The sequence below is a fragment of the Streptomyces sp. NPDC102406 genome, assembly GCF_044765725.1.
Classification (GTDB): Bacteria; Actinomycetota; Actinomycetes; order Streptomycetales; family Streptomycetaceae; genus Streptomyces.
Genome location: NZ_JBIWKP010000005.1, coordinates 11,817 through 38,777 on the forward strand (window position 1 = coordinate 11,817; position 26,961 = coordinate 38,777).

Genomic DNA, 26,961 nt, shown 5'->3' on the forward strand with positions numbered 1-26,961 from the left:
GCGGGCGGAGCACCCCTGCCTGTCAGCGCGGGCCAGTTGTCCACAGGCCGTTGTCCACAGGGGTGGTGGCCCGGCGGGCGGGTTGGCACAGTGGGGGGATGCGGGGGTGGTGGCAGGACCTCTCCGACTTGGTGCTGCCGGCTCAGTGCGCAGGCTGCGGCAGGTCTCGTACGTCGCTGTGCGCGCGGTGCACGGCGGCGTTGCGCGGCGCTGCGCCCAGCCGGGTGCGACCGCGACCGGCACCGCCCCGGCTGCCCGTCGTGCACGCGGCGGCGCCCTACCGGGACGCCGTGCGGGCCGTGCTGCTCGCCCACAAGGAGCGCGGCGCCCTGGGCCTCGCCCGCCCGCTGGGCACGGCGCTCGCCGGGGCGGTGCGGGCCGGGCTGCCCGGACAGGGACCCGGCCGGGGTGGCACCGAGGCCGGGGTCGTGGCGCTCGTGCCGGTGCCGTCCGCTCCCGGCGCCGTGCGGGCGCGCGGGCACGATCCGATGCGGCGGATCGCGTACGCGGCGGCGGCCGAGCTGCGGCGGTCCGGGGTGCCCGCCAGGGTGCTGCCCGTGCTGCGGCAGCGGCGCCCGGTGGCCGACCAGGCGGGGCTCGACGCCGCGCAACGGCTCGCGAATGTGACCGGTGCGCTGGAGGTGGCGGGCGGGAGCGGCGGGCTGTTCGCGGAAATTGGCCGGATCGTGCTGGTCGACGACCTCATGACGACCGGGGCTTCGCTGGCGGAGGCGGCGCGCGTACTCGGTGCTTTGAGGCGTTCCGTATCGGGTAGCGGAGAAGACAGCGAGGGCGGTGCGGGCCGGGAACGGGCCCGGACGGAGCCCGGAATACCGAGCGGTCCGACCATGATCGAAGCGGCGGTGATCGCCGCTTCTCCGGATTCTTTCGAAATAAACCGGAACTGAACGCCAATCTGCGTCGTTGCAGGTAGTGAGAGGGTTATTTCATCTGAATGGAGGTACGTGCCCGTAGAGGGTGACGACATCCGTCCGGGCGAGATATGTTCGGATGTGAGGAACTTGGCCGAGAAAGGCCGGGAAAGGCAGCCGCCTTACCTCGCATATCGGAATGCCGTGCCATGGGTTCGCGTGGAGATTCAGCAATCACCCTGGCCGGTGGGGTGGAGACCTTGCCCGCGGGGGAGGAGGAGGTGGAAGTCACCGAGTCCGAGGCTCCGGAAGTGGCCGGAGCCTGGTGCAAAAGGGAAATGCTCCGCCGCAGCGGCGGAGCGATCCGGGAACGGAGTTCTGCGTGGACATCGTCGTCAAGGGCCGCAAGACCGAGGTGCCGGAGCGGTTCCGCAAGCACGTGGCCGAGAAGCTGAAGCTGGAGAAGATCCAGAAGCTCGACGGCAAGGTGATCAGCCTCGACGTCGAGGTGTCCAAGGAGCCCAACCCCCGACAGGCCGACCGGTGCGACCGCGTGGAGATCACGCTGCGCACGCGCGGTCCGGTCATCCGGGCGGAGGCCGCCGCCAGCGACCCGTACGCGGCGCTCGACCTCGCCACGGACAAGCTGGACGCACGGTTGCGCAAGGAGCACGGCAAGCGGTCGACCAGGCGCGGTACCAAGCGGATCTCGGCGGCCGAGGTGGCCGAGGTGGTCCCGGACGCGGCGACGCTCAACGGGGACGGTTCGATCGCCAGGACCGAGACCGAGACCGACGGCGTACCGACCACCAGGATCGGCCCGCTGGAGGTCCAGGGCGAAGGCCCGCTCGTCGTGCGCGAAAAGACGCACGTGGCCGCGCCCATGACGCTCGACCAAGCGCTCTACGAGATGGAATTGGTCGGGCACGACTTTTATCTGTTCGTCGACTCCGAGACCAAGGAACCGAGCGTCGTCTACCGGCGCCACGCTTACGACTACGGCGTCATCCACCTCAGCACCGACCCGATGGTGACCGACACCGAGACCCGCAGCGCCGACGCGGGTGACGCCATCGGCGGCTGAGCCCGCCCGGGCACGGCTGTCCGAAAACCGGCCGAAAAACCACTCATCCGGTGCCCCTGGAGTGCGCGTGCGCCCCCGGGGGCACCGCTGTGCGACCCCCCGGTGCACCGCACGGTCGCCGCGCGGACGCCTCGGCATGAAATCATGGCCGAGCCGGTTCAACCGGCCTGTCGGCGCCTCGGGTTGGTGCGGCAGAGGAAGACGGGCCACGGCCTTCAGGGGGAGGAACGATGGCGGACAGCTTCGGACCGATGCGGAGCGAGAGCGCCGGCGCTGCCGACGACGGCTCCGGCATGGGACCGGACGCGGGCTCCCCGCGCAAGGAACCCATCCGGGTCCTTGTGGTCGACGACCACGCGCTGTTCCGGCGCGGTCTTGAGATCGTCCTCGCGGCCGAGGAGGACATCCAGGTCGTCGGTGAGGCGGGCGACGGGGCGGAGGCGGTGGACAAGGCGGCCGATCTGCTGCCCGACATCATCCTCATGGACGTACGGATGCCCAAGAGAGGCGGCATCGAGGCGTGCACCTCCATCAAGGAGGTGGCGCCCAGCGCCAAGATCATCATGCTGACGATCAGCGACGAGGAGGCCGACCTCTACGACGCGATCAAAGCGGGCGCGACCGGTTATCTCCTCAAGGAGATCTCCACCGACGAGGTGGCCACGGCCATTCGCGCGGTGGCCGACGGGCAGTCGCAGATCAGTCCCTCGATGGCGTCGAAACTGCTCACCGAGTTCAAGTCGATGATCCAGCGCACCGACGAGCGTCGGCTCGTGCCCGCGCCCCGGCTGACCGACCGGGAGCTGGAGGTGCTCAAGCTCGTCGCCACCGGGATGAACAACCGGGACATCGCCAAGGAGTTGTTCATCTCGGAGAACACCGTGAAGAACCACGTGCGCAACATCCTGGAGAAGCTCCAGTTGCACTCCCGGATGGAAGCCGTGGTCTACGCGATGCGCGAGAAGATCCTGGAGATCCGCTAGCGCGGTGCCTGTCCCGGCGCCTGGCCCACCGCCGCGACCAGGGACTGCCTGAGGGGCGCGTCCGCCATGCGCTCCACCCGGACGCTGTCGCAGCCGACCCAGCTCGCCGCCTCCCACAGCGCCTGAGCGACCGCCGGGACCGCCTTCGGGCCGTCCGCGGAGACCTGTCTGGCGACCAGCGTCGTGCCCTCGCGGGCCGGGTCGACCCGGCCCACCAGACGGCCGCCGGCCAGGACCGGCATCGCGAAGTAGCCGTGGATCCGCTTCGGCTTGGGCACGTACGCCTCCAGGCGGTGGGTGAAACCGAAGATCCGCTCGGTGCGCGCCCGCTCCCAGACCAGGGAGTCGAAGGGCGACAGGAGCGTGGTGCGGTGACGGCCGCGCGGGACCGTCGCCAGAGCCGCCGGATCGGCCCAGGCCGGTTTGGACCAGCCCCGCACCGTCACCGGGACCAGACCGGTGGACTCGATCACCGCGTCGAACTGCTCGCTCCTCAGACGGTGGTAGTCCGCGATGTCCGCGCGCGTGCCGACCCCCAGCGCCTCGCCCGCCTGACGGACCAGGCGGCGCAGGCACTCCTGGTCGTCGAGGTCGTCGTGCAGCAGCTCGGCGGGGATCGCGCGCTCCGCCAGGTCGTAGACCCGCTTCCAGCCGCGCCGCTCCACGCAGACCACCTCGCCGTACATCAGGGCGCGCTCGACGGCGACCTTCGACTCCGACCAGTCCCACCACTCGCCCTTGTTCTTCGCGCCGCCCAACTCCGTGGCGGTGAGCGGGCCTTCGGTACGCAACTGCTTGATCACCTGCTCGTAGGCACCGTCGGGCAGGTCGTGGTGCCAGTGCGGGCGGGTGCGGTAGGCGCGGCGGCGGAACGCGAAGTGCGGCCACTCCTCGATGGGCAGGACGCAGGCCGCGTGCGACCAGTACTCGAAGGCGTGCCGGTCGCTCCAGTACGCCGTCTCGACGCTCCTGCGGCCGACCGCGCCGAGGCGTGCGTACGGGATCAGCTCGTGGGAGCGGGCCAGCACCGAGATGGTGTCGAGCTGCACCGCGCCGAGGTGGCGCAACACGCCGCGGACGCCGCCCTTGCGGTTCGGGGCGCCGAGGAATCCCTGGGCGCGCAGCGCGATGCGGCGGGCTTCGTCGGCGGACAGCTCGGCGGCGGGACGCGGCAAGGTCGTCATACCGGAAACGATAGAGGCGGCCACTGACAGTCAGGCCGGGGCGCCAGGTGCGGCCGTCGAGCGTCAGGCCGGGGCGCCAGGTGCGGCCGTCGAGCATCAGGCCGGGGCACAAGGTGCGGCCGTCGAGCGTCAGGCCGGGGCGGGCAGATAGGGCAGGGGGCCCGGCAGGCCCAGGTCGGAGGGGAGCAGGGCGCCGATCCAGCAGTCGCGCAGCACCGCCTTGTTGAGCAGGCCCGAGCGCAGCACGCCCTCGATGGTGAAGCCGGCCTTCTCGGCGACCTTGCGCGAGGCCGCGTTGCCCTTCTCGGCCCGCCACTCCAGACGCGTACAGGCCAGGTCGGTGAAGGCCCAGCGGGCCAGGCACAGGACGGCCTCCGTCATGTAGCCGCGGCCCCGGTGCTCCTTGGCCGTCCAGTAGCCGACCTCCCAGGCGCCCGCGCGCGGGTGGTGCAGCGAGACCGCGCCCAGGACGGGGCCGTGCTCCTCGGTGCGCACGGCGAACGTGTACTCGGTGTCGGTGCGCCAGCCCTCCGTGACGACGCGCAGGACGAAGTGTTCGGCGTCCACGCGCGCGTACGGCGAGGGAACCGGTACCCAGCGCTGGATCTCGGGGTCCTGGACCGCCGCGCACACCTCGTCGATGTCGGCGGGCTCGAAGGTGCGCAGTCTCAGGCGGCCGGTGGTCAGTGTCACGGGGTCCATCGCCCGATTCTGCTCGGGGCCGGGGCAGGATGCCATGACTTTTCATGCCCCTTACCGGCACCTTCCGAGGGCCCTGTCCGTTGGACCTCACGGCAGACCTCCCGGCGCGGCGGGGTCCTCGCATACGATGGCCGTTGCTCAGGCTGTCGCTTGAGTAACCGACCGTGCCAGGCCCGACCGGCAAGGAGACCAACCGCGTGTCCGTCCTCCAGAAGATCATGCGTGCAGGCGAAGGCAAGATCCTGCGCAAGCTGCACCGCATCGCGGACCAGGTCAACTCCATCGAAGAGGACTTCGAGAGCCTCTCCGACGCCGAGCTGCGCGCCCTCACGGATGAGTACAAGCAGCGCTACCAGGACGGCGAGTCCCTCGACGACCTGCTCCCCGAGGCCTTCGCCACCGTGCGCGAGGCCGCCCGGCGCGTCCTCGGCCAGCGCCCCTACGACGTGCAGCTCATGGGTGGCGCCGCGCTCCACCTCGGTTACGTGGCCGAGATGAAGACCGGTGAGGGCAAGACCCTGGTCGGCACCCTGCCGACGTATCTCAACGCGCTGTCCGGCAAGGGCGTTCACCTGATCACGGTCAACGACTACCTGGCCGAGCGCGACTCCGAGATGATGGGCCGCGTCCACAAGTTCCTGGGTCTGAGCGTCGGCTGCATCCTGGCGAACATGACGCCGGCGCAGCGCCGCGAGCAGTACAACTGCGACATCACCTACGGCACGAACAACGAGTTCGGCTTCGACTACCTGCGCGACAACATGGCGTGGTCCCAGGACGAGCTCGTCCAGCGCGGCCACAACTTCGCGGTGGTCGACGAGGTCGACTCCATCCTCGTCGACGAGGCCCGTACACCGCTGATCATCTCCGGCCCCGCCGACCAGGCGACCAAGTGGTACGGCGACTTCGCCAAGCTCGTCACCCGCCTGAAGAAGGGCGAGCCGGGCAACCCGCTCAAGGGCATCGAGGAGACGGGCGACTACGAGGTCGACGAGAAGAAGCGCACCGTCGCCATCCACGAGCCCGGTGTCGCCAAGGTCGAGGACTGGCTGGGCATCGACAACCTCTACGAGTCGGTGAACACCCCGCTCGTGGGGTACCTGAACAACGCCATCAAGGCCAAGGAACTCTTCAAGAAGGACAAGGACTACGTCGTCATCGACGGCGAAGTCATGATCGTCGACGAGCACACCGGCCGTATCCTCGCCGGCCGCCGTTACAACGAGGGCATGCACCAGGCGATCGAGGCGAAGGAAGGGGTGGACATCAAGGACGAGAACCAGACGCTCGCGACGATCACCCTGCAGAACTTCTTCCGCCTCTACGACAAGCTCTCCGGCATGACCGGTACGGCGATGACCGAGGCCGCCGAGTTCCACCAGATCTACAAGCTCGGTGTCGTCCCGATCCCGACGAACAAGCCGATGGTCCGCAAGGACCAGCCCGACCTGATCTACCGCACCGAGGTCGCCAAGTTCGACGCGGTCGTCGACGACATCGCGGAGAAGCACGAGAAGGGCCAGCCGATCCTCGTCGGCACGACGTCGGTCGAGAAGTCCGAGTACCTCTCGCAGCAGCTCAGCAAGCGCGGCATCCAGCACGAGGTGCTGAACGCCAAGCAGCACGACCGTGAGGCGACGATCGTCGCGCAGGCCGGCCGCAAGGGCGCCGTCACCGTCGCCACGAACATGGCGGGCCGTGGTACCGACATCAAGCTCGGCGGCAACCCCGACGACCTCGCCGAGGCCGAGCTGCGCCAGGCGGGCCTCGACCCCGTCGAGCACGTGGAGGAGTGGGCCGCGGCCCTCCCCGCCGCCCTGGAGCGGGCCGAGCAGGCCGTCAAGGCGGAGTTCGAGGAGGTCAAGGAGCTCGGTGGGCTCTACGTCCTCGGCACGGAGCGGCACGAGTCGCGGCGTATCGACAACCAGTTGCGCGGTCGTAGCGGCCGTCAGGGCGACCCCGGCGAGTCCCGCTTCTACCTGTCGCTCGGCGACGACCTGATGCGGCTCTTCAAGGCGCAGATGGTCGAGCGCGTCATGTCGATGGCGAACGTGCCGGACGACGTGCCGATCGAGAACAAGATGGTGACGCGGGCCATCGCCTCCGCCCAGTCGCAGGTCGAGCAGCAGAACTTCGAGACGCGTAAGAACGTCCTGAAGTACGACGAGGTGCTGAACCGGCAGCGCGAGGTGATCTACGGCGAGCGCCGCCGCGTCCTGAAGGGCGAGGACCTGCACGAGCAGGTGCAGCACTTCATGGACGACACGATCGACGCCTACATCGGTGCCGAGACCGCCGAGGGCTTCGCCGAGGAGTGGGACCTCGACCGGCTGTGGGGCGCCTTCCGGCAGCTCTACCCGGTCAAGGTGACGGTGGAGGAGCTGGAGGAGGAGGCCGGTGACCGGGCCGGGCTGACCGCCGAGTTCATCGCCGAGGCCGTCAAGGACGACATCCACGCCCAGTACGCGGAGCGCGAGGAGCAGCTCGGCTCCGAGATCATGCGTGAGCTGGAGCGCCGCGTGGTCCTCTCCGTGCTCGACCGCAAGTGGCGTGAGCACCTCTACGAGATGGACTACCTCCAGGAGGGCATCGGTCTGCGGGCCATGGCGCAGAAGGACCCGCTGGTCGAGTACCAGCGCGAGGGCTTCGACATGTTCAACGCCATGATGGAGGGCATCAAGGAGGAGTCCGTCGGCTACCTGTTCAACCTGGAGGTCCAGGTCGAGCAGCAGGTCGAGGAGGTCCCGGTCGAGGACGCGGCGCCCGTCACGTCGCTCGACAAGGAGGACGCGGTGCCCGCGCAGGCCGGTTCGCGTCCGGAGATCCGGGCCAAGGGCCTGGACGCTCCGCAGCGGCCGGACCGGCTGCACTTCCAGGCGCCGAATGCCGAGGGCGGTGTCGACGAGGGTGACTTCGTGACCGAGGACGGGCCGCGCCGGTCCGAGGCCGACGGTCTGACCCGCGCCGAGCGCAGGAAGCAGTCGAAGGGCCGCCGCCGCAAGAAGTGACCGCGGCGACAGTGATGACGTAGAAGGGCCGGGCACGGTGTGCCCGGCCCTCTTGCGTTCAGTGGGTCTCCCTGGGCGGGCGCCCGTCGAGCTCCACCGCCGTGACGCGCCAGCGGTGGTCGGAGGAGAGGTGGAGGCGGAAGGCGAGGGCGTGCAGGCGCGGACCGGCCGTGATGCGGGCGAACACCTCGTAGGTGCCGGTGGCCGGTTCGAAGTGGCCGATGCGGTGGATCGTCGGGCGGCGTCCGCCGGTGCCGAGCGAGCGGCGGGCCACCAGCCACAGCAGATCGTCGTAGGCCCGGTCCGCGGCGTGCCGGGCGAACCAGTGCGGGGGCCGGTGGCCGGACAGGACCAGGAGCAGGCGCTGGGTGAAGAGTTCGGTCGGGTGCGGCGGGGCCTGCGGCGGCACCCGGCGGTCGGCCGGGCGGCGGGAGTCCCGGCGGGACGGGGGCCGGGTGGTTCCTCGGGGACCCTGCCTCGTCATCACCTTCTGCACATCGCCTCCGGATACCAGTCAGTAACTTTTGGGTGTGAGGACCTTCTACGGCGTCCCGCGAAGCCCCGGCAAGAGGCGCGGGACGGGGTGCGCGGGGGCCGGACGGTTCACTTATCCGGGTGACGGGAGGGCGGGCGGGGCCCGTGGCCGGGCGGGTGGGCCGGGTCGTCCGGCGCTCCCGGCTTGACGTGCGGGCGAGGTTCGGCCGGCAGCCCGAAGGGGGACTCCCACCCGTATCCTGGAGGCCCTCGGTCCACGAAGGCCGACCCCGAAGACTGACCACGACAAGACGACGAAAGCGGCCGGCCATGCGCGTGTACGTACCTCTGTCCCTGCCCCGACTCGCAGAGGCGTACAAGGCGGGCGAGCTGGGCCCGGCGCCGTTCACCGCCTACGCCGTGACGCCCGCGCTGCGCGAGTGGTACCTCTCCGACGACATCGAGGAGCTGGAGTACGCGGCCCTCAACCGCGCCGCGCTCGCCTCGCTGCGGCTGCTCGCCGGGGAGCCCGACGCGGCGCGGCGGCGGGTCGTCGTCGCCGTGGACGTGGCGGACAGGGCCGCCGTCGTCGATCCCGACAGCGGGCTCGACCCGACCGCGCTCGGCGAGGTGACCGTGCGCGAGGCCGTGCCGCTGGCCAAGGCCGCCTCCGTGCACGTGGACGCCGACGACGCCGAGGCCGACGTCACCGCCGCGGCCGACGCGCTCGGCGCCGCCGACCACGGGGACGACGACGCCCAGTTCGTCGTGGACGGGGCCGAGGACCACGAGCTGCTGTGGTTCGCCACCCAGGAGATCGCCAACCTGGTGGGCCGCGGCGACTGACGCCGGGCAACTGACGCCGGGCGACCGACGCCCGGTGACCGACGCCGGGCAACCGACGCCTGGTGACTGACGCCTGGCTGACCAGGGGAGTCACCGGGCCTGGAAGGGTACGTTCTTACGCATGGGGAAGCACACAGCCGCGGCGCACATCGTCTGGGACTGGAACGGGACGCTGTTCCACGACAACGACGCCATCATCCGCGCCACCAACGCCGCGTTCCAGGAGATCGGGCTCCCGCCGATCACGTTGGAGAAGTACCGCGCGCTGTACTGCGTGCCGGTGCCCAAGTTCTACGAGCGGTTGATGGGTCGGCTGCCCACCGCGGCCGAGTGGCTCATGATGGACGAGGCGTTCCACCGGCACTACGCCACGCACTCCGTGGCGTGCGGCCTCGCCGACGGTGTGGAGCCGCTGCTCGCCGGATGGCAGGACGCGGGGCGCAGCCAGTCCATCCTCAGCATGTACCAGCATGAGCAACTGGTGCCGCTCGTCAGCCAGTTGGGCATCACCGAGCGGTTCGTGCGGATCGACGGGCGGACCGGTCCTTCCGGTGGCAGCAAGGCCGAGCACATGGTGCGGCACCTGGGGGCGCTGCGGGGCGTGGCGCCGGAGCGCACTGTCGTCATCGGGGACGCGGCGGACGACGCCGTCGCCGCGCTGGGCGCGGGCGCGCGGGCCGTGCTCTACACCGGTGGCTCGCACAGCAGGGCCAGCCTCGAAGGGGTGGGGGCGCCCGTCGTGGACACACTCGCGGAGGCGGTCCGCGAGGCGGAACGGCTCGTGGCGGCGGCCTGAGCGATCCCTCGGCGCCGGCCGGTCGCGGCTGGCGCTGCTGAGCGGAGGCTTCTGCCGCGACTTCGTTCACGCTCCGCAGCCTGCTGCGTACTCTGTGATGGGTGTGGTGGTGCGCCGGGGCGGAATGATGTGACGGGGGGCGGGGAGCATGGGGTTCGGCTTCGGGCAGCGGCGCGGCGGTCAACTGCCGGTCGAGGTGACCTCGTTCGTCGGCAGGTCGGACGAGCTGGCGCGGGTGCGGGGCGCGTTCGAGCGGGCCAGGCTGGTGACGCTGGTGGGGCCCGGGGGCGTCGGCAAGAGCCGTACGGCGCTGCGGGCGGCGGCCGGTCTCGGCGAGCGGTTCCCCGACGGCGTCTGGCTGGTCGAGCTGAGCGCGCTGCGCGACCCCGAGCTGGTCCCGGTGACGCTCGCCGCCGTGCTCCAACTGCCCGAGCAGGTCGGCATGGAGCCGCTCGACGCGATCGTCGAGCACTTGCGCGGGCGACAGCTCCTCATCGTCCTCGACACGTGCGAGCACCTTGTCGACGCGTGCGCCATGCTCGCCGACGTGCTGTTGCGGGAGGCGGCCGGGGTGAGCGTCCTCGCCACCAGCAGGCAGCCGCTCGACGTGCCCGGCGAACACTGCTGCGCCATCGCCCCACTCGGTCCCGACGACGCCCTGGAGCTGTTCGTGCAGCGCGCCGCGGCGGTCGTGCCCGGGTTCGCCGTGACCGACGCGAACCGCGGACGACTCGGTGCGCTGGCGGCCAGGCTGGACGGGATCCCGCTCGCTCTCGAACTGGCCGCGGTGCGCTTGCGGGCCGTGCCCCTTGAGCAGTTGACCGAGCGGCTCGGGCAGCGGTTCGAGGTGCTGACGGGCGGGCGGCGCACCGCGCTGTCGCGCCATCAGACCCTGCGCACGGCCATCGGCTGGTCGCACGAACTGTGCACGCCGCGGGAGCGGCTGTTGTGGGCCCGGCTCTCGGTCTTCGCGGGCTCCTTCGAGCTGTCGGCCGCCGAAGAGGTGTGCGCGGGCGGCGAGCTGACGGCCGGTGACGTCCTGGAGTGCCTGATCGGGCTCGTCGACAAGTCCGTCGTCCAGCGCATCGGGGAGAACGGCGGCCGGTACCGGCTGCTCGACACGATCCGGGAGTACGGCGCCGAGTGGCTGGCGGAGTCCGGGCAGGGCGACGCCGCGCGGGAGCGGCACTTCACGTACTACCGGGAACTCGGCCGACGCTACTGGGACGAGTTCCTGACCGCCGCGCAGCCCGCGCACTACCGGGTGCTGCGCACCGAGCAGTCCGATCTGCGGGCCGCACTCGAATACGCGTACGGCAGTGCGGGGTCGGTGGCCCAGGGGCTGTGGCTCGCCACGCAGCTCGGGCCCTACTGGCGGGCGCTCGGGGCGCTCTCCGAGGGCCGCTACTGGATCGAGAAGGGGCTCGCGCTCCTCGACGAGGTGGGGGAGGAGCAGGCGTGGGGGCGGTTCATGGTCGCCCTGTTCGCGGTGTGGTCCGGGGATCTGCCCGGCGCCCTGGAGCTGTTCCACCGGGCGGTCGCGGTGGCGCGGGCGGCGGGGCACGACCGGGTGGAGCTGTTCTGCGAGGCCTACCTCGGCGGCCTCGGCGCGCTGTCCGGGGAGCCCGACGGGCTCGCGGCGCTGGAGGACGCCCGGCAGCGGATCGTGGCGCGCGGCGACGGACTCGGCATCGCCGTCGTCCACTACGAGGCGGCGCTGCTCCTGGGCGTGCTCGGCGACACCGACGGTGCCCTGGAACTGTGCCGGACCGGGCTCGCGTACCTGGAGGGGACCGGCGAACGGCAGATGCTCGCCTCCACGCTGCTGGTGCAGGGGGTGATCCGCTGGCTCGCCGGGCAGCGCGAGGACGCCCTCGCGTCGCTGTGCCGGGCGCTGGAGGCCGCCGCCGAGGTGGAGGACATCCTGGTCGCCGCGATGTGCTGCCGCGGGCTCGCCTGGGCGGCGGCCCACGACAAGCGGTACGTGCGGGCCGCCTGGCTGCTCGGCTACGCGCAGCACGCGCGGCGGCTCGGGGCGGGGGACCCCATCGGCATGCTGCCCTCACTGTTCGAGGAGCAGGAGGCCGTGCTCGACGCCGTGCGGCGGGTGCTGGGCGACGAGGCGTTCCGGCGGTGGAGCGAGACGGGTGCGCGGCTCTCCGGGGCGCAGGTCCTCCAGGCGGTGCGGGCCGGGGCCGATACGCCCGGGCCCCGGGCGGCGGCCGGGCGGGGCGCCGGGGGCGGGATCGACGCGTTGACGCGGCGGGAGCGGGAGGTCGCCGCGCTGGTGGCGCGGGGCCTGTCCAACCGCGAGATCGCGGAGCGGCTGGTGATCTCCAAGCGGACCGCCGACGCGCACGTGGAGCACATCCTGGCGAAGCTCGGAGTGGGGTCCCGCACGGAGGTGCGGATCGAGGACGACCGGCCGCAGCCCCGCGACGAGGCCGCGCACTGACCCGGCCCCGCCGCCCCCTCCCCGGACCGCCGGGCTCCCGGACTCCCGGACTCCCGGTATCCCGGACTCCCGGACTCCTCCCGGTATCCCGGACTCCCGGACTCCCGGTATCCAGGTATCCAGGTATCTAGGTATACGGACATCCCGCCGCTACGCCGATATGCGTATACCCGGATCCCCGCGATATCGGTGCCCCGGTCGTCCGGAGGGCGGGAAGGTGGGGGAGTGCCGGGATGGTCCGGCGCGGACGCGCGGCGGGCGGTCGGGCAGTAATGGTCAACTCCCCACGGCTGTCGTGGCAACGGCCCCTCGCCGTGCCGGCCCGGACCATGGCACACCCGGGTGGCTGCCCTCGTCGGCGGGGCAGCCGCCCGCCCCGTACAGCTCGCCCGGACCCCGCGGGCTGTCGACCCGCCGGGGCCTTTCCGCGCCGCGCCGCCGACCGCCCCCGCGCCCTGGCACCTGGATGATTTCCGGGTGCCATTGGTCACACGGTGCCCTCGACGGGCCGATATCCGCCGTCGTGTCCGACGTGCCGCCGCCCCGCATTCCCGGCAGGAGGGCGCGGTTCTGTGCAGAGTGTCAAAGTTCCCCCCCTGCTTTTGTACACATACAGCTCATGACGGGCCCCCCGCGCGGAGCGATAGCCTTGTCCCGTGATCAGCGCGATAGCTCGCGGGGGCATCGTCGCCCCCTGTCCGCGCCGGGAGACCACGGTCCGCCACGCCGACCGTGCCCGGCGCTCAGTTACTGATCATTTCCGGCGGATGGCCAGTTCGTTGAAAATGGCGCAATACCGTCCGCTCTTCTCCCAATCCGGCATAACGTCGAGCCAGACCGGACACCCCGCGTCGCGGCGTTACGTCGACCGTTCCACCCACGTCACGTCTACGTCACGCAATGGCGCGCGACAGGAGCCAGAGGACCATGCAGACCAAGCTGGACGAAGCCAAGGCCGAGCTGCTCGCACGGGCGGCCCGGGTAGCTGAGAACAGCCCGGTAGGGGGGCACCTACCGACTGGGGCGACGGGCGAGGGCACTGCCGCCTGGGACCAGGAAACCGTGCTCGCGTTCCTCCAGCGCTACTACCTGCACACGGCACCCGAGGACCTGACGGACCGCGACCCGGTCGACGTCTTGGGCGCCGCCTATTCGCACTACCGGCTGGCCGAGAACCGGCCGCAGGGCACCGCGAACGTCAAGGTCCACACGCCGACCGTCGAGGAGAACGGCTGGACATGCAGCCACTCCGTCGTCGAGGTCGTCACCGACGACATGCCGTTCCTCGTGGACTCCGTGACCAATGAGCTGTCCCGGCAGGGACGCGGGATCCACGTCGTCATCCACCCGCAGGTCGTCGTCCGCCGCGACGTTACCGGCAAGCTCCAGGAAGTGCTGCCGGCCGGTACCACCGCCACGGGCCACGACGTCCTCACCGAGTCGTGGATCCACGTCGAGATGGACCGCGAGACCGACCGCGCCGACCTCAAGCAGATCACCGCCGACCTGCTGCGCGTCCTGTCCGACGTACGCGAGTGCGTCGAGGACTGGGAGAAGATGCGCGACGCGGCGCTGCGCATCGCCGACGAGCTGCCGGGCGAGCCCAAGGCGGGCGACCTGGACGACCAGGAGGTCGAGGAGGCCCGCGAGCTGCTGCGCTGGCTGTCCGCCGACCACTTCACGTTCCTCGGTTTCCGCGAGTACGACCTGACCGACGACGACTCGCTGGCCGCCGTGCCCGGCACCGGCCTCGGCATCCTGCGCGCCGACCCGCCCCACGAGGGCGAGGACCACCACCCGGTCTCGCCGTCCTTCAACCGGCTCCCCGCCGACGCCCGCGCCAAGGCCCGCGAGCACCGCCTCCTGGTGCTGACCAAGGCCAACAGCCGCGCCACCGTGCACCGGCCCAGCTACCTCGACTACGTGGGCGTGAAGAAGTTCGACGCCGAGGGCAACGTCGTCGGTGAGCGGCGCTTCCTCGGCCTCTTCTCCTCCGCCGCGTACACCGAGTCCGTGCGCCGCGTCCCCGTCATCCGCCGCAAGGTCGCCGAGGTCCTCAAGGGCGCGGGCTTCTCGCCCGCCAGCCACGACGGCCGCGACCTCATGCAGATCATGGAGACGTACCCGCGCGACGAGCTGTTCCAGACGCCCGCCGACGAGCTGCGTTCCATCGTCACCTCGGTCCTGTACCTCCAGGAGCGCCGCCGCCTCCGCCTCTACCTGCGCAAGGACGAGTACGGGCGCTACTACTCCGCGCTCGTCTACCTCCCGCGCGACCGCTACACCACGGGCGTGCGCCTGCGGATCATCGACATCCTCAAGGAGGAACTCGGCGGCACCAACGTCGACTTCACCGCCTGGAACACCGAGTCGATCCTCTCCCGGCTGCACTTCGTCGTCCGCGTCCCGCCCGGCACCGAGCTGCCGCTGCTCTCCGACGCCGACAAGGAGCGCATCGAGGCCCGGCTCGTGGAGGCCGCCCGCTCCTGGGCCGACGGCTTCGGCGAGGCGCTGAACGCCGAGTGCGGCGAGGAGCGCGCCGCCGAACTGCTGCGCCGCTACGGCTCCTCGTTCCCCGAGGGCTACAAGGCCGACCACTCGCCGCGCGCGGCCGTCGCCGACCTGGTCCACCTGGAGCAGCTCAAGCACGGCGGCAAGGACTTCGCGCTCTCCCTGTACGAGCCGGTGGGCGCCGCCCCCGGCGAGCGCCGCTTCAAGATCTACCGCACCGGCGCGCCCGTCTCCCTCTCCGCCGTCCTGCCGGTGCTCCAGCGCCTGGGCGTCGAGGTCACCGACGAGCGCCCCTACGAGCTGCGGTGCAGCGACCGTACGACCGCGTGGATCTACGACTTCGGCCTGCGCATGCCCCAGCCTGCGGGCGGCGGCGCCGACGACCTCGGCGCCGACGGCCGCGAGCGCTTCCAGGAGGCGTTCGCCGCGACCTGGACCGGGCTCGCCGAGAACGACGGCTTCAACTCCCTCGTGCTGCGCGCCGGGCTGAACTGGCGGCAGGCGATGGTGCTGCGCGCGTACGCCAAGTACCTGCGCCAGGCGGGCTCCACGTTCAGCCAGGACTACATGGAGGACACCCTCCGCAACAACGTCCACACGACCCGGCTGCTCGTCTCCCTCTTCGAGGCGCGGATGTCGCCCGAGCGGCAGCGGGCCGGCACCGAGCTGATCGACGGGCTGCTGGAGGAGCTCGACGGCGCCCTCGACCAGGTGGCCTCGCTCGACGAGGACCGCATTCTGCGGTCCTTCCTCACCGTCATCAAGGCGACGCTGCGTACGAACTTCTTCCAGAGCGCGAGCGAGGGAAGCGACAAGAGGGGTCAGGAGGCGGGGGGCGGGCAGCCGCACGCCTACGTCTCCATGAAGTTCGACCCGCAGGCCATCCCCGACCTGCCCGCGCCGCGGCCCGCGTACGAGATCTGGGTGTACTCGCCGCGCGTCGAGGGCGTGCACCTGCGCTTCGGCAAGGTCGCCCGCGGTGGTCTGCGCTGGTCCGACCGGCGTGAGGACTTCCGCACCGAGATCCTCGGCCTGGTCAAGGCGCAGATGGTGAAGAACACCGTCATCGTGCCGGTCGGCGCCAAGGGCGGCTTCGTCGCCAAGCAGCTCCCCGACCCGAGCGTGGACCGCGACGCATGGATGGCCGAGGGCATCCGCAGCTACAAGACGTTCATCTCGGCGCTGCTCGACATCACCGACAACCTGGTGGCCGGCGAGGTCGTCCCGCCCAACGACGTCGTGCGGCACGACGAGGACGACACGTACCTCGTGGTCGCGGCCGACAAGGGCACGGCGACCTTCTCCGACATCGCCAACGAGGTCGCGGGCAGCTACGACTTCTGGCTCGGCGACGCCTTCGCCTCCGGCGGTTCCGCCGGATACGACCACAAGGCCATGGGCATCACCGCGCGCGGCGCCTGGGAGTCCGTCGAGCGGCACTTCCGCGAGCTGGGCGTCGACACCCAGTCCGAGGACTTCACGGTCGTCGGCGTCGGCGACATGAGCGGCGACGTGTTCGGCAACGGAATGCTGCTCAGCGAGCACATCCGCCTGGTCGCCGCCTTCGACCACCGGCACATCTTCATCGACCCGAAGCCCGACGCCGCCACCTCCTACGCGGAGCGGCGCCGCATGTTCGAGCTGCCCCGTTCGTCCTGGGCCGACTACGACAAGAGCCTGATCTCCACGGGCGGCGGCGTCTTCCCGCGCTCCGCCAAGGCGATCCAGCTCAACAACCACATCCGCGAGGCCCTGGGCATCGAGTCGCGCCAGGCGAAGATGACGCCGGCCGAGCTGATGAAGGCCATCCTCCAGGCCCCGGTCGACCTGCTGTGGAACGGCGGCATCGGTACGTACGTCAAGTCGTCGGCGGAGTCGAACGCGGACGTCGGCGACAAGGCCAACGACGCCATCCGCGTCGACGGCCAGGACGTACGCGCCCGCGTCATCGGCGAGGGCGGCAACCTCGGCGCGACCCAGCTCGGCCGCATCGAGTTCGCCAGGAACGGCGGCAGGGTCAACACCGACGCCATCGACAACAGCGCGGGCGTCAACACCTCCGACGTCGAGGTCAACATCAAGGTTTTGCTCAACGGCCTGGTGTCGGACGGCGACCTGACGGTCAAGCAGCGCAACAAGCTGCTCGCCGCGATGACCGACGAGGTCGGGCAGCTCGTGCTGCGCAACAACTACGCGCAGAACGTGGCGCTCTCCAACGCCGTCGCCCAGTCGCCGTCCCTGCTCCACGCCCACCAGCGGTTCATGCGCCGGCTCAGCAAGCAGGGCCACCTCGACCGCTCCCTGGAGTTCCTGCCCAACGACCGGCAGATCAAGGAACTCCTCAACTCCGGGCGCGGGCTGAGCCAGCCCGAGCTGGCCGTCCTGCTCGCGTACACGAAGATCACGGCGGCCGAGGAGCTCATCCACACGAGCCTGCCCGACGACGCCTACCTGCGCCGTCTGCTGCACTCCTACTTCCCGCGGGCGCTGCGCGACAAGTACGCCGAGGCGATCGACGGGCATGCGCTGCGCCGCGAGATCATCACGACGGTGCTCGTCAACGACACGGTGAACACGGGCGGATCCACGTTCCTGCACCGGCTGCGCGAGGAGACCGGGGCGTCCCTGGAGGAGATCGTGCGGGCGCAGCTCGCCGCACGGGAGATCTTCGGGCTCAGCGAGGTGTGGGACGCGGTGGAGGCGCTCGACAATGTCGTCGCCGCCGATGTGCAGACCCGGATCCGGCTGCACTCGCGCCGGCTCGTCGAGCGCGGCACGCGGTGGCTGCTCAACAACCGCCCCCAGCCGCTCCAGCTCGCGGAGACGATCTCCTTCTTCAAGGACGGCGTCGCCGAGGTGTGGGCCGCCATGCCGAAGATGCTGAGGGGCGCGGACGCCGAGTGGTACCAGTCGATCCGTGACGAGCTGACCGGCGCCGGGGTGCCCGAGGCGCTGGCCGCGCGGGTCGCCGGGTTCTCGTCCGCGTTCCCGACGCTCGACATCGTGCAGATCGCCGACCGCGTCGGCAAGGAGGCCCTGGCGGTCGCCGAGGTCTACTACGACCTCGCGGACCGGCTGGCCATCACCCAGCTCATGGACCGCATCATCGAACTGCCGCGGGCCGATCGCTGGCAGTCGATGGCCCGCGCCTCCATCCGCGAGGACCTGTACGCGGCGCACGCCGCGCTGACCGCCGACGTGCTGGCGGTCGGCAACGGGGCGTCCACGCCCGAGCAGCGGTTCAAGGCGTGGGAGGAGAAGAACGCGCCGATCCTCGGCCGGGCCCGCTCGACCCTGGAGGAGATCCAGGGTTCGGACGCCTTCGACCTGGCGAACCTGTCGGTGGCGATGCGGACGATGCGGACGCTGCTGCGCGCGCACTCGTAGCGGTCGCGTGACCGGGGCGCCCCGGGCCGGACGAACCGGCTCGGGGCGCCCCGTTTCGGCATACCCCAATAAATCGGGCAATACGTCTAAAGTGATCCTGATTGTCCGATGAATTGTCCGATGAATTGCCCGACGGGTTGTCCGACAGAGACAGGGAGAGCCGATGCCGTCGCTGCCATCGAAGCCGCCGAAGCCGTCCCGACCGGGAGCGGAGCCGGACAGCCGTGCGCTCCCCCTGCCCGCCGACTGGGCCGCGACCCCGCTCACCGTCGTCATGCCGACCTACAACGAGGCGGGGAACCTGCCCGGCATGGCCGAGGCGCTGATGGCGCTCGACCTGCCCGGGCTGCGCCTCCTCGTCGTCGACGACTCCAGCCCCGACGGCACGGGCGACATCGCCGAGAGCTACGTCCGCCGCTTCGGCCCCGAACGGATGGCCGTCCTGCACCGGGCGGGCAAGGAAGGGCTCGGGCGCGCGTACGCCGCGGGCATGGGCCGGGCCGTCGCCGACGGCGCGCGCTACGTCCTCCAGATGGACGCCGACGGCAGCCACCCCGTCGCGAAGGTCCCCGAACTCCTCGGCGTGGCCCTCTCCACGGGCGCCGCGGTCACCATGGGCAGCCGCTACGTCCAGGGCGGCAGCCTCTCCGACGCCTGGGGCACCCACCGCCGCCTGCTCTCCCGCTGGGCCAACGCCTACGCCGGCACCATCCTCGGCACCCGGGTCCGCGACATCACCGGCGGCTTCAACCTCTGGCGCGAGGACGCGCTGCGCGCCATCGACCTGGCCTCCGTGGACAGCGCCGGATACAGCTTCCAGGTCGAGATGAAGTACCGGGCGCTGCGCCGCGGCTACGGCGTCATGGAGGTACCGATCCACTTCGAGGACCGCGCCGTCGGCGAGTCCAAGATGAACCTGACGGTGCAACTGGAGTCCGTCGCCATGCCCTGGAAGCTCCGCGCGAGGTCGCGCCGGTGACCACGGCGACCTGCGCTCCGCCGCGCCCCGCCCTCGGGCGCCTGCGCCGCCTCTCCCGCGAGATCGCCAGGTTCGGCGTGGTCGGCGGGAGCGGCGTCCTCGTGAACCTCCTCGCCTTCAACCTGCTGCTCCAGGGGATCGGCGCGGACCCCATGCCCGCCACCGTCGCGGCGAGCTGCGTGGCGATGGCCACGAACTACCTCGGCTTCCGCTTCTTCGCCTACAGCGACCGCGCCGCCCGCACCCACCGCCAGATCGCGCTGTTCTTCGTCTTCAGCGGACTCGGCGTGGCGATGGAGAGCCTCCTGTTCTACGCCGCCCACCACGGCGCCGACCCGACCGGGCCGCTCGCCTCCAACGCCGTGAAGACCCTGTCGATCCTGCTCGCCTCCGCCTTCCGTTTCCTCGTCTACCGGACGTGGGTCTTCCAGCACCATGCGCGCCGCGGGTAACCGGCTCGCGCCAGCCGCCGCGCTGCTCCTCCTCGCCCTCCTGGTGGCGGTCGTCGTACGCCTGCCGTGGGCCGGTGACCTCGGCATCCACGCGGCCACACTCCAGCGGCTGCGCCACGACCTGTTCGACCCGGGCGACCCGCTGGTCGCGTCGGACGCCCCGAGCCCGTACTACACGCCCTGGACGCTGCTGCTCGGCTGCGTCGCGAAGGCGACGGGGCTCGGGGTCTTCGTGGTGCTGCGCATCGCGGCGCTGATGTCGCTCGCCGTGCTGGTCACAGGGGTGTGGTCGTTCACCGGTACGTTCCTGGAGCGGACGCCTCCGGCAGGGCGGGGGCGGCGAGCGGCCGTGACCGCGCTGACGCTGCTCTGCCTGGCCCTGCTGTGGGGGACGACGCTGTTCAACTGGAGCGGCTTCCTCGGCCTCAACTCCCTCGCCCTGACGGTCTCCTACCCCAGTACGTTCGCGCTCGGCGCCTCCTTCTGGCTGTGGGCGCTGCTGCGCCGGGCGACCGCCTTGCCGCACTTCCTGGGGGCGGGTGTCCTGTGGGCGGTGATCCTGCTCAGCCACCAGTTCACCGGTGTGGTCGCCTCGCTGGGGGCGCTCGCGATGCTGCTCGGGGCGCGGCCGTGGCCCGGCCGGGCGGTGTGGCTGCGCCTCGGTGCCGGGCTCGCGCTGGGCCTGGTGCTGTTGGCGGTGTGGCCGTACTACCCCTTCTTCGGTCTGTTCGGCACCGAGGGTCTGGAGGAGATCCACCGCTCGCTGTACCGGGACCTGCCGGGCCGGTTCTGGCTGACGGCGCTGGTCGGCGGCGCGGCGCTGGCCCTGCGGTGGTGGCGCGACCGGCGCGATCCGCTGGTTCTGTTCTGCCTGCTGGGGGCCGTGGTCTTCGCGGCGGGCGGCCTGAGCGGGCACTGGTCGTGGGGCCGGGTGCTGCCCGCGGTGCTGATTCCCGCGCAGGTCGCGGCGGCCCTGGAGGTGTTCCGCGCACCGCGCCGCGCCGTGCGGGCGGTGCTCGGCGCGGTGGTCGCCGCGGCGCTGGCGGTCGGGGCGTGGACCCAGTCCGGGACCCTCGGATACGTCCTGCCGCGCTCGGCCCTGCCCGGGGGCGTGGCCGCCAAGTACCGCGAGCCGTGGCCGGGGTACCACTGGCTCACACCGTGGGTGCGGTACGGGGACGTGGTGCTGGCCAAGAAATGGCCCGCCCGGCAGATCCCCGCCTACGGCGCGTACACGGTGGCCCCCGGGTACCCGGACTTCTTCCTGGACGACGAGGCGGCGCGGATCTCGGCGGCGCGGACCTTCTTCGCCGCGGACTCGACACGGCAGCGGCGCCTCGACGTCCTGCGGCGCTACGGCGTGCGGTGGGTCGTGGCGTACCCGGGGGACGGCGGGCTGCCGCTGGAGCGGGTCGCGGTGGGCCCGCGCGGTCAGGTGCTGTACCGGGTCGGCGAGTGAGCCTTCACCAGATCAGCCGTACCGCCTTCCTCGCTCCGCGGGCCAGGGGAGTGCGGCCCAGCCGGTGTGCCACCGGTCCGGCCACCCGCGCGGTCAGCCCGGTCGGCTCCCACCTGACCTGCAACCGTCCGGCCCCGCGGCCCTCGGGCTCCACGGTGACCCGGTGGTGCGGGACGCTCGCCGTGAACGCGGGGAAGTCGAGCGGGGCGAGGAGCAGCCCCGTGTTGTGCAGGCCCTCCGGTGTGCGGAGCTGGAGCAGCGGATGGCGGACCCCGTCGAAGCCCTGGAGCGGCAGCGGTGTCGCGGCCAGGTCGAGCAGGACCTCCCCCTCGAAGACGCCGGGCCGCACCGGGTCGAGCCGGAACCGGAGGGTCGTGCGTTTGTGGCCGGGGGAGAGGAGCAGCGCGGCGACCTGCGGGCCGACGGGGAGCCGCAGCCCGGGGTCGTAGGTCCGCACGCGCAGCCGCACGGACGCGGGACCCGGTCCCCGGTCGAGGCGGACGATCTCGTGCCGGAACTGGGCGCGGGGGAAGGCGCGCGCGTCCAGCGCCAGGTCGGTGAGGCACAGCTCGCGGCGCGCGGCCTCCGTGGAGGGGATCTCGGAGCCCCAGTAGACGACTCCGTCCGCATCCGTCACGGTGGCCCGCGGGGCGACTCCGTGGCCGAGCCCGCGCGCGGCGAGCCGGGCGTCGTCGAGGCGGCCGTCGCGCACGAGCCGCAGCACGACGCGCTCGGCCCGCGGCAGCCGGGTGCAGGCGTCCGGCGAGAGCCGTTCCAGGTAGGGGTTGACGATCTCCGCGAACCCCGACAGCCACGCGTCGTCCCGGTAGGGCAGGTCACCCGCGTACATCCGGAAGTCGTGCTTGAGGAACTTGTAGTCCTTGGCCTCGCGCAGCGCGGGGCTGTAGCCGCCCCGGGCCAGGAAGTCGTCGATGAGTTCCTGGACGTGGACGCGGTCGCGGACGTTGCTCAGCTTGTGCCGCTGGTTGGAGATGGAGGCCGCGGTCTCCTCGGCGTAGGGGGCGATGTACCAGCGGTAGACCGGCTCGGGGATGACGGTGAAGGCCTTCGCCAGGCAGTAGGCCTGCGCGGAGAAGAGCTGGTCCTCGTAGTGGATGCCCTCGGGGAAGCGCAGGCCGTGGCGGTCGAGGAAGGCGCGGGCGTACATCTTGCTGGTCGACAGGTGCTCGAAGAACAGGCCGGGTTCGCTCTCGATGCCGTCGACCGTGCGGCGCTCGGCGACCAGGTGCGGCATCCAGAGGGAGGTGCGGCCCGTGTCGACGCGGACGCGTTCGACCGCGCCCATCGCGAAGTCGATGTCGGGGCGCTCGCGGTGGGCGGCGAGCAGGGAGGCGACGGCGTGCGGCGGCAGTTCGTCGTCGCTGTCGAGGAACATCAGGTAGGGGGCGCGGGCGATGTCGAGCGCCCGGTTGCGGGGCGCGCTGCATCCGCCGGAGTTCTCCGGGAGCCGCAGGTAGGTGATGCGCTCGTCGGCCGCCGCCAGCTCTCTCGCCACGCGCGGGGTGGCGTCCGTGGAGTGGTCGTCGCTGATGATGATTTCGATGTTCCGGTGCGTCTGGGCCCGCAGCGAGGCGACGGCGCGCGGAAGGCGCTCCGCGTCGTCGAAGACGATGACGGTGATCGTCACGTCGGGGGTGGAGGTCATCGGCGGGTCGCCTCCTCGGGGGTGGGCGCGGGGGTGCGCGAGTCGACGGGCACGACGGGCGGCAGGGCCTCCTCGGGTGCATCGAGGAAGACACGGCGCACGACCCGCTCGGCGGCGTTCCCGTCGTCGAACTCGCAGAAGCGGCGCCGGAAGTGCGCGCGGAGTTTGGCGGACGCCTCGTCGCACCACGCTTCGCCCGCGAGGATCTCGGTCAACTCCTCCTGGCTGCGCGCGACATGGCCCGGCGGTTCGGCCGTCAGGTCGAAGTAGACGCCGCGGGTCGTCGCGTACGTGTCCCAGTCGTCGGCGTAGCTGATGATCGGCCGGTCCAGGTTGGCGTAGTCGAACATGATCGACGAGTAGTCGGTGATCAGCGCGTCCGAGGCCAGGGCCAGCTCCTCCACCGGGTCGTACGCCGATACGTCGATGACGCGGCCGGTGCGGCGCAGGGTCGCGAGGGGGGAGGCCGTGCCGCCGTAGAAGTAGTGGCCGCGCACGAGGAGGACCGTGTCGTCGCCGAGGCGTTCGGCGAGCGCGGCGAGGTCCAGGCGCGGGGTCCAGCTCGCCTCGTAGTCGCGGTGGGTCGGCGCGTAGAGGAGGGCGCGTCGGCCGGGGGCGATGCCCAGGCGGTCGCGGATCGCGCGGATGTCGTCGGCGCCCGCGCGGTAGTAGACGTCGTTGCGCGGGTAACCGTGGTCGAGCGATATGTAGCGCGAGGGGTAGGCGTGCTCCCACATGCGGGTGGAGTGGGAGTTGGAGCTGACGCTGAAGTCCCACTTGTCGACGCGGGCGAGCAGCGCGTCGAAGTCGAGCCCCTTGGACGCCGTCGGGTAGTCGAACTGGTCGAGGCCCATCTTCTTCAGCGGCGTGCCGTGGTGGGTCTGGAGGTGGACGGCGTCCGGGCGTTTGACCACCGCGTTGGGGTAGTTGACGTTGTTGACGAGGTACTTGGCGCGGGCCAGCACCTCCCAGTAGCGGCGGGTGCCGGGCACGACGTGGTCGGTGCCGGGCGGCAGCAGCGGCTCCGCCGCCTTCGAGACGACCCACACCTGGCGGATGTGCGGGGCGAGTTCGGCGAGCTTCGCCGCGATCGCCGCCGGATTGCAGGCGACTCCGCGGTCCCAGTACGCGGAGAAGACGGCCAGCCCGGGGTCGACCGGTTCCCGCAGCGTCCGCCGGTAGTGCAGGTCGCGGACCTTGGTGCCGATCTGCTTCCTGCGGGTGCGGACCGTCGCGCGCACCAGGCGCCGCTTGCGGTTCGCGGTCTGGAAGGCGCGGTACCTCGGGTACGCGTCCTCCTCCAGGAGCCGGCGCCTGACGCCCTCAAGGCCGGCCGGGTGCCGGTAGCCCTCCGGCCGCCACCGCACGGCCGCGGCGGAGGCCCGGTGGAAGAACTCGCGGGCCACCGCGTCCGGCAGCGACTCGCGCGCCACCACCCGCGTCGACTCGGTCGCCATCAGGTCGTACAGGACGGCGCGCGGCCGGACCGGCGTGCCCAGGCGCTCCATGAGCCGCTGAAGTTCCTCGTACGCCGCGATGAGCCCGTACCGCTGCTCGGCCGTGGGCACCGGCAGGCTCTCGGGCCGCAACTCCCGTACGTCTAGGATCACTTGCTCCAGGCAGGCGATCCGGTCGGCCAGGACGAGTGCGGCGCGGGCGGAGAACATCTCGGCGGTGGTTTCGGTGAACCCCTCGTCCACGTCGGCCAGTTCGGCGTGGTGCTCCCGCCAGAACGCAGCGCGCACGACACGATTGCCGAGCAGGGGGCGCAGCCGCAGCAGGTCGGGCACCTCGGCGAGCGGCGGCTCGCGGCGGCCCACGCGGGCCAGGCGCCCCGCGTCGGCACCGGACCGGCCGGTCGCCCGCCAGGTCGACCTGACATGGTCCGCGACGACGACATCCACCCCCGCCGCACCCGCACCCGCACGCACATCCTCGCCCTCGATCTCGGCGAGACGTTCGAGGAGGGCGTGGAGCGCGCCCGCGGGAAGGCGGTCCTTGGCATGCACGAACCAGAGCCAGGCACCGCTCGCCCGCTCGGCACCCGCGCAGCGCGCGGCGGCGTCGGAGGTGCCCTGCGGCAGCGGTACGACGGTGCCGCCGCGCCCCTCCGCGACCTCCCGCGCGGCCTCGCCCACGGCGGCCGTCAACAACTCGACATCCGGGGGCAGTTGCCCGGCCACGCTGTCCAGGCAGGGACCCAGCAGCCCCTGCACGTCGCGACCGTGCACGATGACGCTAAGCCGGGGCTTGGCCATGGCCTCCACAGGCGCTCCTTGTCCTTTTTGGATCACCGCTCAGCGCCCCATATTTGCACTAAACAGACAAAAGGGTAAGTTCGGTGCGCCTTTCGAGGACTCAGACGCTCGCCCCGGACTTCCCGGGGGCATTGGTGAACGCCTCGTACTCCTTCAGTACCTCGTCCGTCGGCCCGTCCATCCGCAGCTCGCCGCGCTCCAGCCACAGGACCCGGTCGCAGGTGTCACGGATCGACTTGTTGCTGTGGCTGACCAGGAAGACGGTGCCCGCCTGTTTGCGCAGCTCGCGGATGCGCTGCTCGGAACGCTTCTGGAAGGAGCGGTCGCCCGTCGCCAGGGCCTCGTCGATCAGCAGCACGTCGTGGTCCTTGGCCGCGGCGATGGAGAACCGCAGCCGGGCCGCCATCCCGGACGAGTACGTACGCATCGGCAGCGTGATGAAATCCCCCTTCTCGTTGATCCCGGAGAAGTCGACGATCCCCTCGTAACGGTCCCGGACCTGCTCACGGCTCATGCCCATCGCGAGACCGCCGAGCAGGACGTTGCGCTCGCCGGTGAGGTCGTTCATCAGCGCCGCGTTCACGCCGAGCAGCGAGGGTTGCCCGTCCGTGAAGATCCGCCCGCGCTCCACGGGCAGCAGCCCGGCGACGGCCTTCAGCAGGGTCGACTTGCCGGACCCGTTCGTACCGATGAGCCCGATGGCCTCGCCCCGGTACGCGGTGAAGGACACGTCGCGGACCGCGTGAACGGTCCGCACCCCGGACCGCTTCTCGGCCTTCTTCTTGCCGCCCAGCATCCGGTGGAGGGCGGCGGTGGCGGAGCCGCGCCCCGCGCCGGTGCCGTGGACGCGGTAGACGATGTCCACCTGGTCGACGACGACGGTGGGTACGCGCTCGGTGTGTGCGGTCTCAGCCACGGCCGTAGGTCTCCTCTGCCTTCCAGAAGTACACGAACCCGCCGACACCGACGACCAGCGCCCAGCCCACGGCCAGCGCCCAGACGTGGGGCGGCAGTTGTCCCGCGGTGTAGCTGTCGATCAGCGCGAAGCGCATCAGGTCGATGTAGACGGCGGCCGGGTTGGCCCGCAGCAGCACCAGCAGGAGATGCGGCAGGTTCCTGTCGCCGATCAGGTGGTTCAGGCTCCACATCACGCCGGACAGGTACATCCACGTACGCAGCAGGAACGGCATGAGCTGGGCGATGTCCGGGGTGTGCGCCCCGATCCGCGCCATGATCATCGCGAGCCCGGTGTTGAACGCGAACTGGAGGAACAGCGCCGGGACGATCAGCACCCACGACATGGCCGGCGGGATGCCGAAGCACAACAGGATCACGACGAGCGCGCACATCGAGAACAGCAACTGCTGGAGCTGCTGGAGGCAGTACGAGATGGGCAGCGCGGCACGCGGGAAGTGCAGCGCCCGTACGAGGCCGAGGCTGCCGGAGATCGCCCGCGTGCCCGCCATCACCGACGACTGCGTGAACGTCCACACGAAGACGCCCGTGACCAGGAACGGGACGAAGTCCGGCACGCCCTTGCTGGTGCCCATCAGCACGCCGAAGATGAAGTAGTAGACCGCCGCGTTCAGCAGCGGCGTCGCCACCTGCCAGACCTGGCCGAGTTTCGCCTGGCTGTACTGCGCGGTCAGCTTGGCGGTCGAGAAGGCCGTGATGAAGTGGCGCCGCTGCCAGAGCCGGCGCACGTACTCCGCCAGCGTGGGACGGGCGCCGCTGACACTCAGCCCGTACCGGGCCGCGAGCGCCGCGGGGTCGGCCGCCATATCGGGGGTGGGGGCCGCCGGTGCGGGAGGCGTCTCCAGGACCTGACTCACATCCACTGCTTTC

Annotated in this window: 18 protein-coding genes; 11 read left to right on the top strand and 7 right to left on the bottom strand. The window is 71.3% G+C overall.

The genetic code is table 11. The features are described from left to right. Positions 1–98: 98 nt before the first annotated feature. The 3 genes from ACIRF8_RS21260 to ACIRF8_RS21270 all read left to right on the top strand — a co-directional run bounded on the left by ACIRF8_RS21260 (position 99) and on the right by ACIRF8_RS21270 (position 2,939). Entirely contained in the window at positions 99–908 is an 810-nt protein-coding gene (locus tag ACIRF8_RS21260) for a ComF family protein (RefSeq protein ID WP_404216973.1), read from the top strand. A gap of 346 nt (positions 909–1,254) precedes the next feature. Beyond that, positions 1,255–1,956 (top strand): ribosome hibernation-promoting factor, HPF/YfiA family, encoded by a 702-nt coding sequence (gene hpf, locus ACIRF8_RS21265; protein ID WP_404216974.1) that lies wholly within the window; start codon positions 1,255–1,257, stop codon positions 1,954–1,956. A gap of 230 nt (positions 1,957–2,186) precedes the next feature. Next, a complete protein-coding gene (locus tag ACIRF8_RS21270) occupies positions 2,187–2,939 on the top strand; it encodes a response regulator (protein ID WP_404216975.1) in 753 nt (250 codons plus the stop codon). On the opposite strand, the gene ACIRF8_RS21275 is transcribed toward ACIRF8_RS21270, so the two are convergent. Together ACIRF8_RS21275 and ACIRF8_RS21280 are read right to left on the bottom strand one after the other, a co-directional pair. Continuing rightward, the gene (locus ACIRF8_RS21275; protein WP_404216976.1) at positions 2,936–4,123 is read right to left on the bottom strand and encodes a winged helix-turn-helix domain-containing protein; all 1,188 of its coding nucleotides are present in this window, start codon (positions 4,121–4,123) and stop codon (positions 2,936–2,938) included. The genes ACIRF8_RS21270 and ACIRF8_RS21275 overlap by 4 nt on opposite strands. Before the next feature lie 129 nt (positions 4,124–4,252). Beyond that, a complete protein-coding gene (locus ACIRF8_RS21280; RefSeq protein WP_404216977.1) occupies positions 4,253–4,825 on the bottom strand; it encodes a GNAT family N-acetyltransferase in 573 nt (190 codons plus the stop codon). A gap of 197 nt (positions 4,826–5,022) precedes the next feature. Between ACIRF8_RS21280 and secA the strand changes: the two genes are divergently transcribed. Beyond that, complete coding sequence (gene secA, locus ACIRF8_RS21285) at positions 5,023–7,833, top strand: preprotein translocase subunit SecA (RefSeq protein WP_404216978.1); 2,811 nt, start codon at positions 5,023–5,025, stop codon at positions 7,831–7,833. A 58-nt stretch (positions 7,834–7,891) separates the two neighbouring features. On the opposite strand, the gene ACIRF8_RS21290 is transcribed toward secA, so the two are convergent. Beyond that, entirely contained in the window at positions 7,892–8,317 is a 426-nt protein-coding gene (locus ACIRF8_RS21290) for an Rv3235 family protein (RefSeq protein ID WP_404216979.1), read from the bottom strand. Positions 8,318–8,637: 320 nt separating this feature from the next. Between ACIRF8_RS21290 and ACIRF8_RS21295 the strand changes: the two genes are divergently transcribed. The 7 genes from ACIRF8_RS21295 (at position 8,638) to ACIRF8_RS21325 (ending at position 21,192) form a co-directional block, all read left to right on the top strand. Next, complete coding sequence (locus ACIRF8_RS21295) at positions 8,638–9,153, top strand: DUF6912 family protein (protein WP_404216980.1); 516 nt, start codon at positions 8,638–8,640, stop codon at positions 9,151–9,153. A 121-nt stretch (positions 9,154–9,274) separates the two neighbouring features. Further along, on the top strand, positions 9,275–9,949 hold the full coding sequence (locus ACIRF8_RS21300) for an HAD family hydrolase (protein WP_404216981.1): 675 nt from the start codon (positions 9,275–9,277) through the stop codon (positions 9,947–9,949). 148 nt (positions 9,950–10,097) lie between these two features. Then, the gene (locus tag ACIRF8_RS21305) at positions 10,098–12,404 is read left to right on the top strand and encodes an ATP-binding protein (RefSeq protein ID WP_404216982.1); all 2,307 of its coding nucleotides are present in this window, start codon (positions 10,098–10,100) and stop codon (positions 12,402–12,404) included. 927 nt (positions 12,405–13,331) lie between these two features. Then, positions 13,332–18,302, top strand: a complete 4,971-nt coding sequence (locus ACIRF8_RS21310; protein ID WP_404216983.1) for an NAD-glutamate dehydrogenase — start codon at positions 13,332–13,334, stop codon at positions 18,300–18,302. Between the two features lie 163 nt (positions 18,303–18,465). Continuing rightward, the gene (locus ACIRF8_RS21315; protein ID WP_404216984.1) at positions 18,466–19,281 is read left to right on the top strand and encodes a polyprenol monophosphomannose synthase; all 816 of its coding nucleotides are present in this window, start codon (positions 18,466–18,468) and stop codon (positions 19,279–19,281) included. Next, positions 19,278–19,733 carry a GtrA family protein gene (locus tag ACIRF8_RS21320; RefSeq protein ID WP_404216985.1) on the top strand — a complete coding sequence of 152 codons (456 nt, stop codon included), beginning with the start codon at positions 19,278–19,280 and terminating at the stop codon, positions 19,731–19,733. Before ACIRF8_RS21315 ends, ACIRF8_RS21320 begins: the two co-directional genes overlap by 4 nt. After that, entirely contained in the window at positions 19,717–21,192 is a 1,476-nt protein-coding gene (locus ACIRF8_RS21325) for a hypothetical protein (protein WP_404216986.1), read from the top strand. The genes ACIRF8_RS21320 and ACIRF8_RS21325 overlap by 17 nt, the downstream gene beginning before the upstream one ends. A gap of 4 nt (positions 21,193–21,196) precedes the next feature. On the opposite strand, the gene ACIRF8_RS21330 is transcribed toward ACIRF8_RS21325, so the two are convergent. The 4 genes from ACIRF8_RS21330 to ACIRF8_RS21345 all read right to left on the bottom strand — a co-directional run bounded on the left by ACIRF8_RS21330 (position 21,197) and on the right by ACIRF8_RS21345 (position 26,948). Further along, positions 21,197–22,858: a glycosyltransferase family 2 protein gene (locus ACIRF8_RS21330; protein ID WP_404216987.1), complete on the bottom strand. Its 1,662-nt coding sequence runs from the start codon at positions 22,856–22,858 to the stop codon at positions 21,197–21,199. Continuing rightward, a complete protein-coding gene (locus tag ACIRF8_RS21335) occupies positions 22,855–25,116 on the bottom strand; it encodes a CDP-glycerol glycerophosphotransferase family protein (RefSeq protein WP_404216988.1) in 2,262 nt (753 codons plus the stop codon). Before ACIRF8_RS21335 ends, ACIRF8_RS21330 begins: the two co-directional genes overlap by 4 nt. Positions 25,117–25,216: 100 nt before the next feature. After that, entirely contained in the window at positions 25,217–26,032 is an 816-nt protein-coding gene (locus tag ACIRF8_RS21340; protein ID WP_404216989.1) for an ABC transporter ATP-binding protein, read from the bottom strand. Beyond that, complete coding sequence (locus ACIRF8_RS21345) at positions 26,025–26,948, bottom strand: ABC transporter permease (protein WP_404216990.1); 924 nt, start codon at positions 26,946–26,948, stop codon at positions 26,025–26,027. The genes ACIRF8_RS21340 and ACIRF8_RS21345 overlap by 8 nt, the downstream gene beginning before the upstream one ends. Positions 26,949–26,961 lie beyond the last annotated feature (13 nt).

Coding starts and splice junctions, on each gene's coding strand:
- ACIRF8_RS21260 (WP_404216973.1), top strand. CDS start 99: ATGCGGGGGTGGTGGCAGGACCTCTCCGACTTGGTGCTGCCGGCTCAG.
- ACIRF8_RS21270 (WP_404216975.1), top strand. CDS start 2,187: ATGGCGGACAGCTTCGGACCGATGCGGAGCGAGAGCGCCGGCGCTGCC.
- ACIRF8_RS21275 (WP_404216976.1), bottom strand. CDS start 4,123: ATGACGACCTTGCCGCGTCCCGCCGCCGAGCTGTCCGCCGACGAAGCC.
- ACIRF8_RS21280 (WP_404216977.1), bottom strand. CDS start 4,825: ATGGACCCCGTGACACTGACCACCGGCCGCCTGAGACTGCGCACCTTC.
- ACIRF8_RS21290 (WP_404216979.1), bottom strand. CDS start 8,317: ATGACGAGGCAGGGTCCCCGAGGAACCACCCGGCCCCCGTCCCGCCGG.
- ACIRF8_RS21295 (WP_404216980.1), top strand. CDS start 8,638: ATGCGCGTGTACGTACCTCTGTCCCTGCCCCGACTCGCAGAGGCGTAC.
- ACIRF8_RS21300 (WP_404216981.1), top strand. CDS start 9,275: ATGGGGAAGCACACAGCCGCGGCGCACATCGTCTGGGACTGGAACGGG.
- ACIRF8_RS21305 (WP_404216982.1), top strand. CDS start 10,098: ATGGGGTTCGGCTTCGGGCAGCGGCGCGGCGGTCAACTGCCGGTCGAG.
- ACIRF8_RS21310 (WP_404216983.1), top strand. CDS start 13,332: ATGCAGACCAAGCTGGACGAAGCCAAGGCCGAGCTGCTCGCACGGGCG.
- ACIRF8_RS21315 (WP_404216984.1), top strand. CDS start 18,466: ATGCCGTCGCTGCCATCGAAGCCGCCGAAGCCGTCCCGACCGGGAGCG.
- ACIRF8_RS21325 (WP_404216986.1), top strand. CDS start 19,717: ATGCGCGCCGCGGGTAACCGGCTCGCGCCAGCCGCCGCGCTGCTCCTC.
- ACIRF8_RS21330 (WP_404216987.1), bottom strand. CDS start 22,858: ATGACCTCCACCCCCGACGTGACGATCACCGTCATCGTCTTCGACGAC.
- ACIRF8_RS21335 (WP_404216988.1), bottom strand. CDS start 25,116: ATGGCCAAGCCCCGGCTTAGCGTCATCGTGCACGGTCGCGACGTGCAG.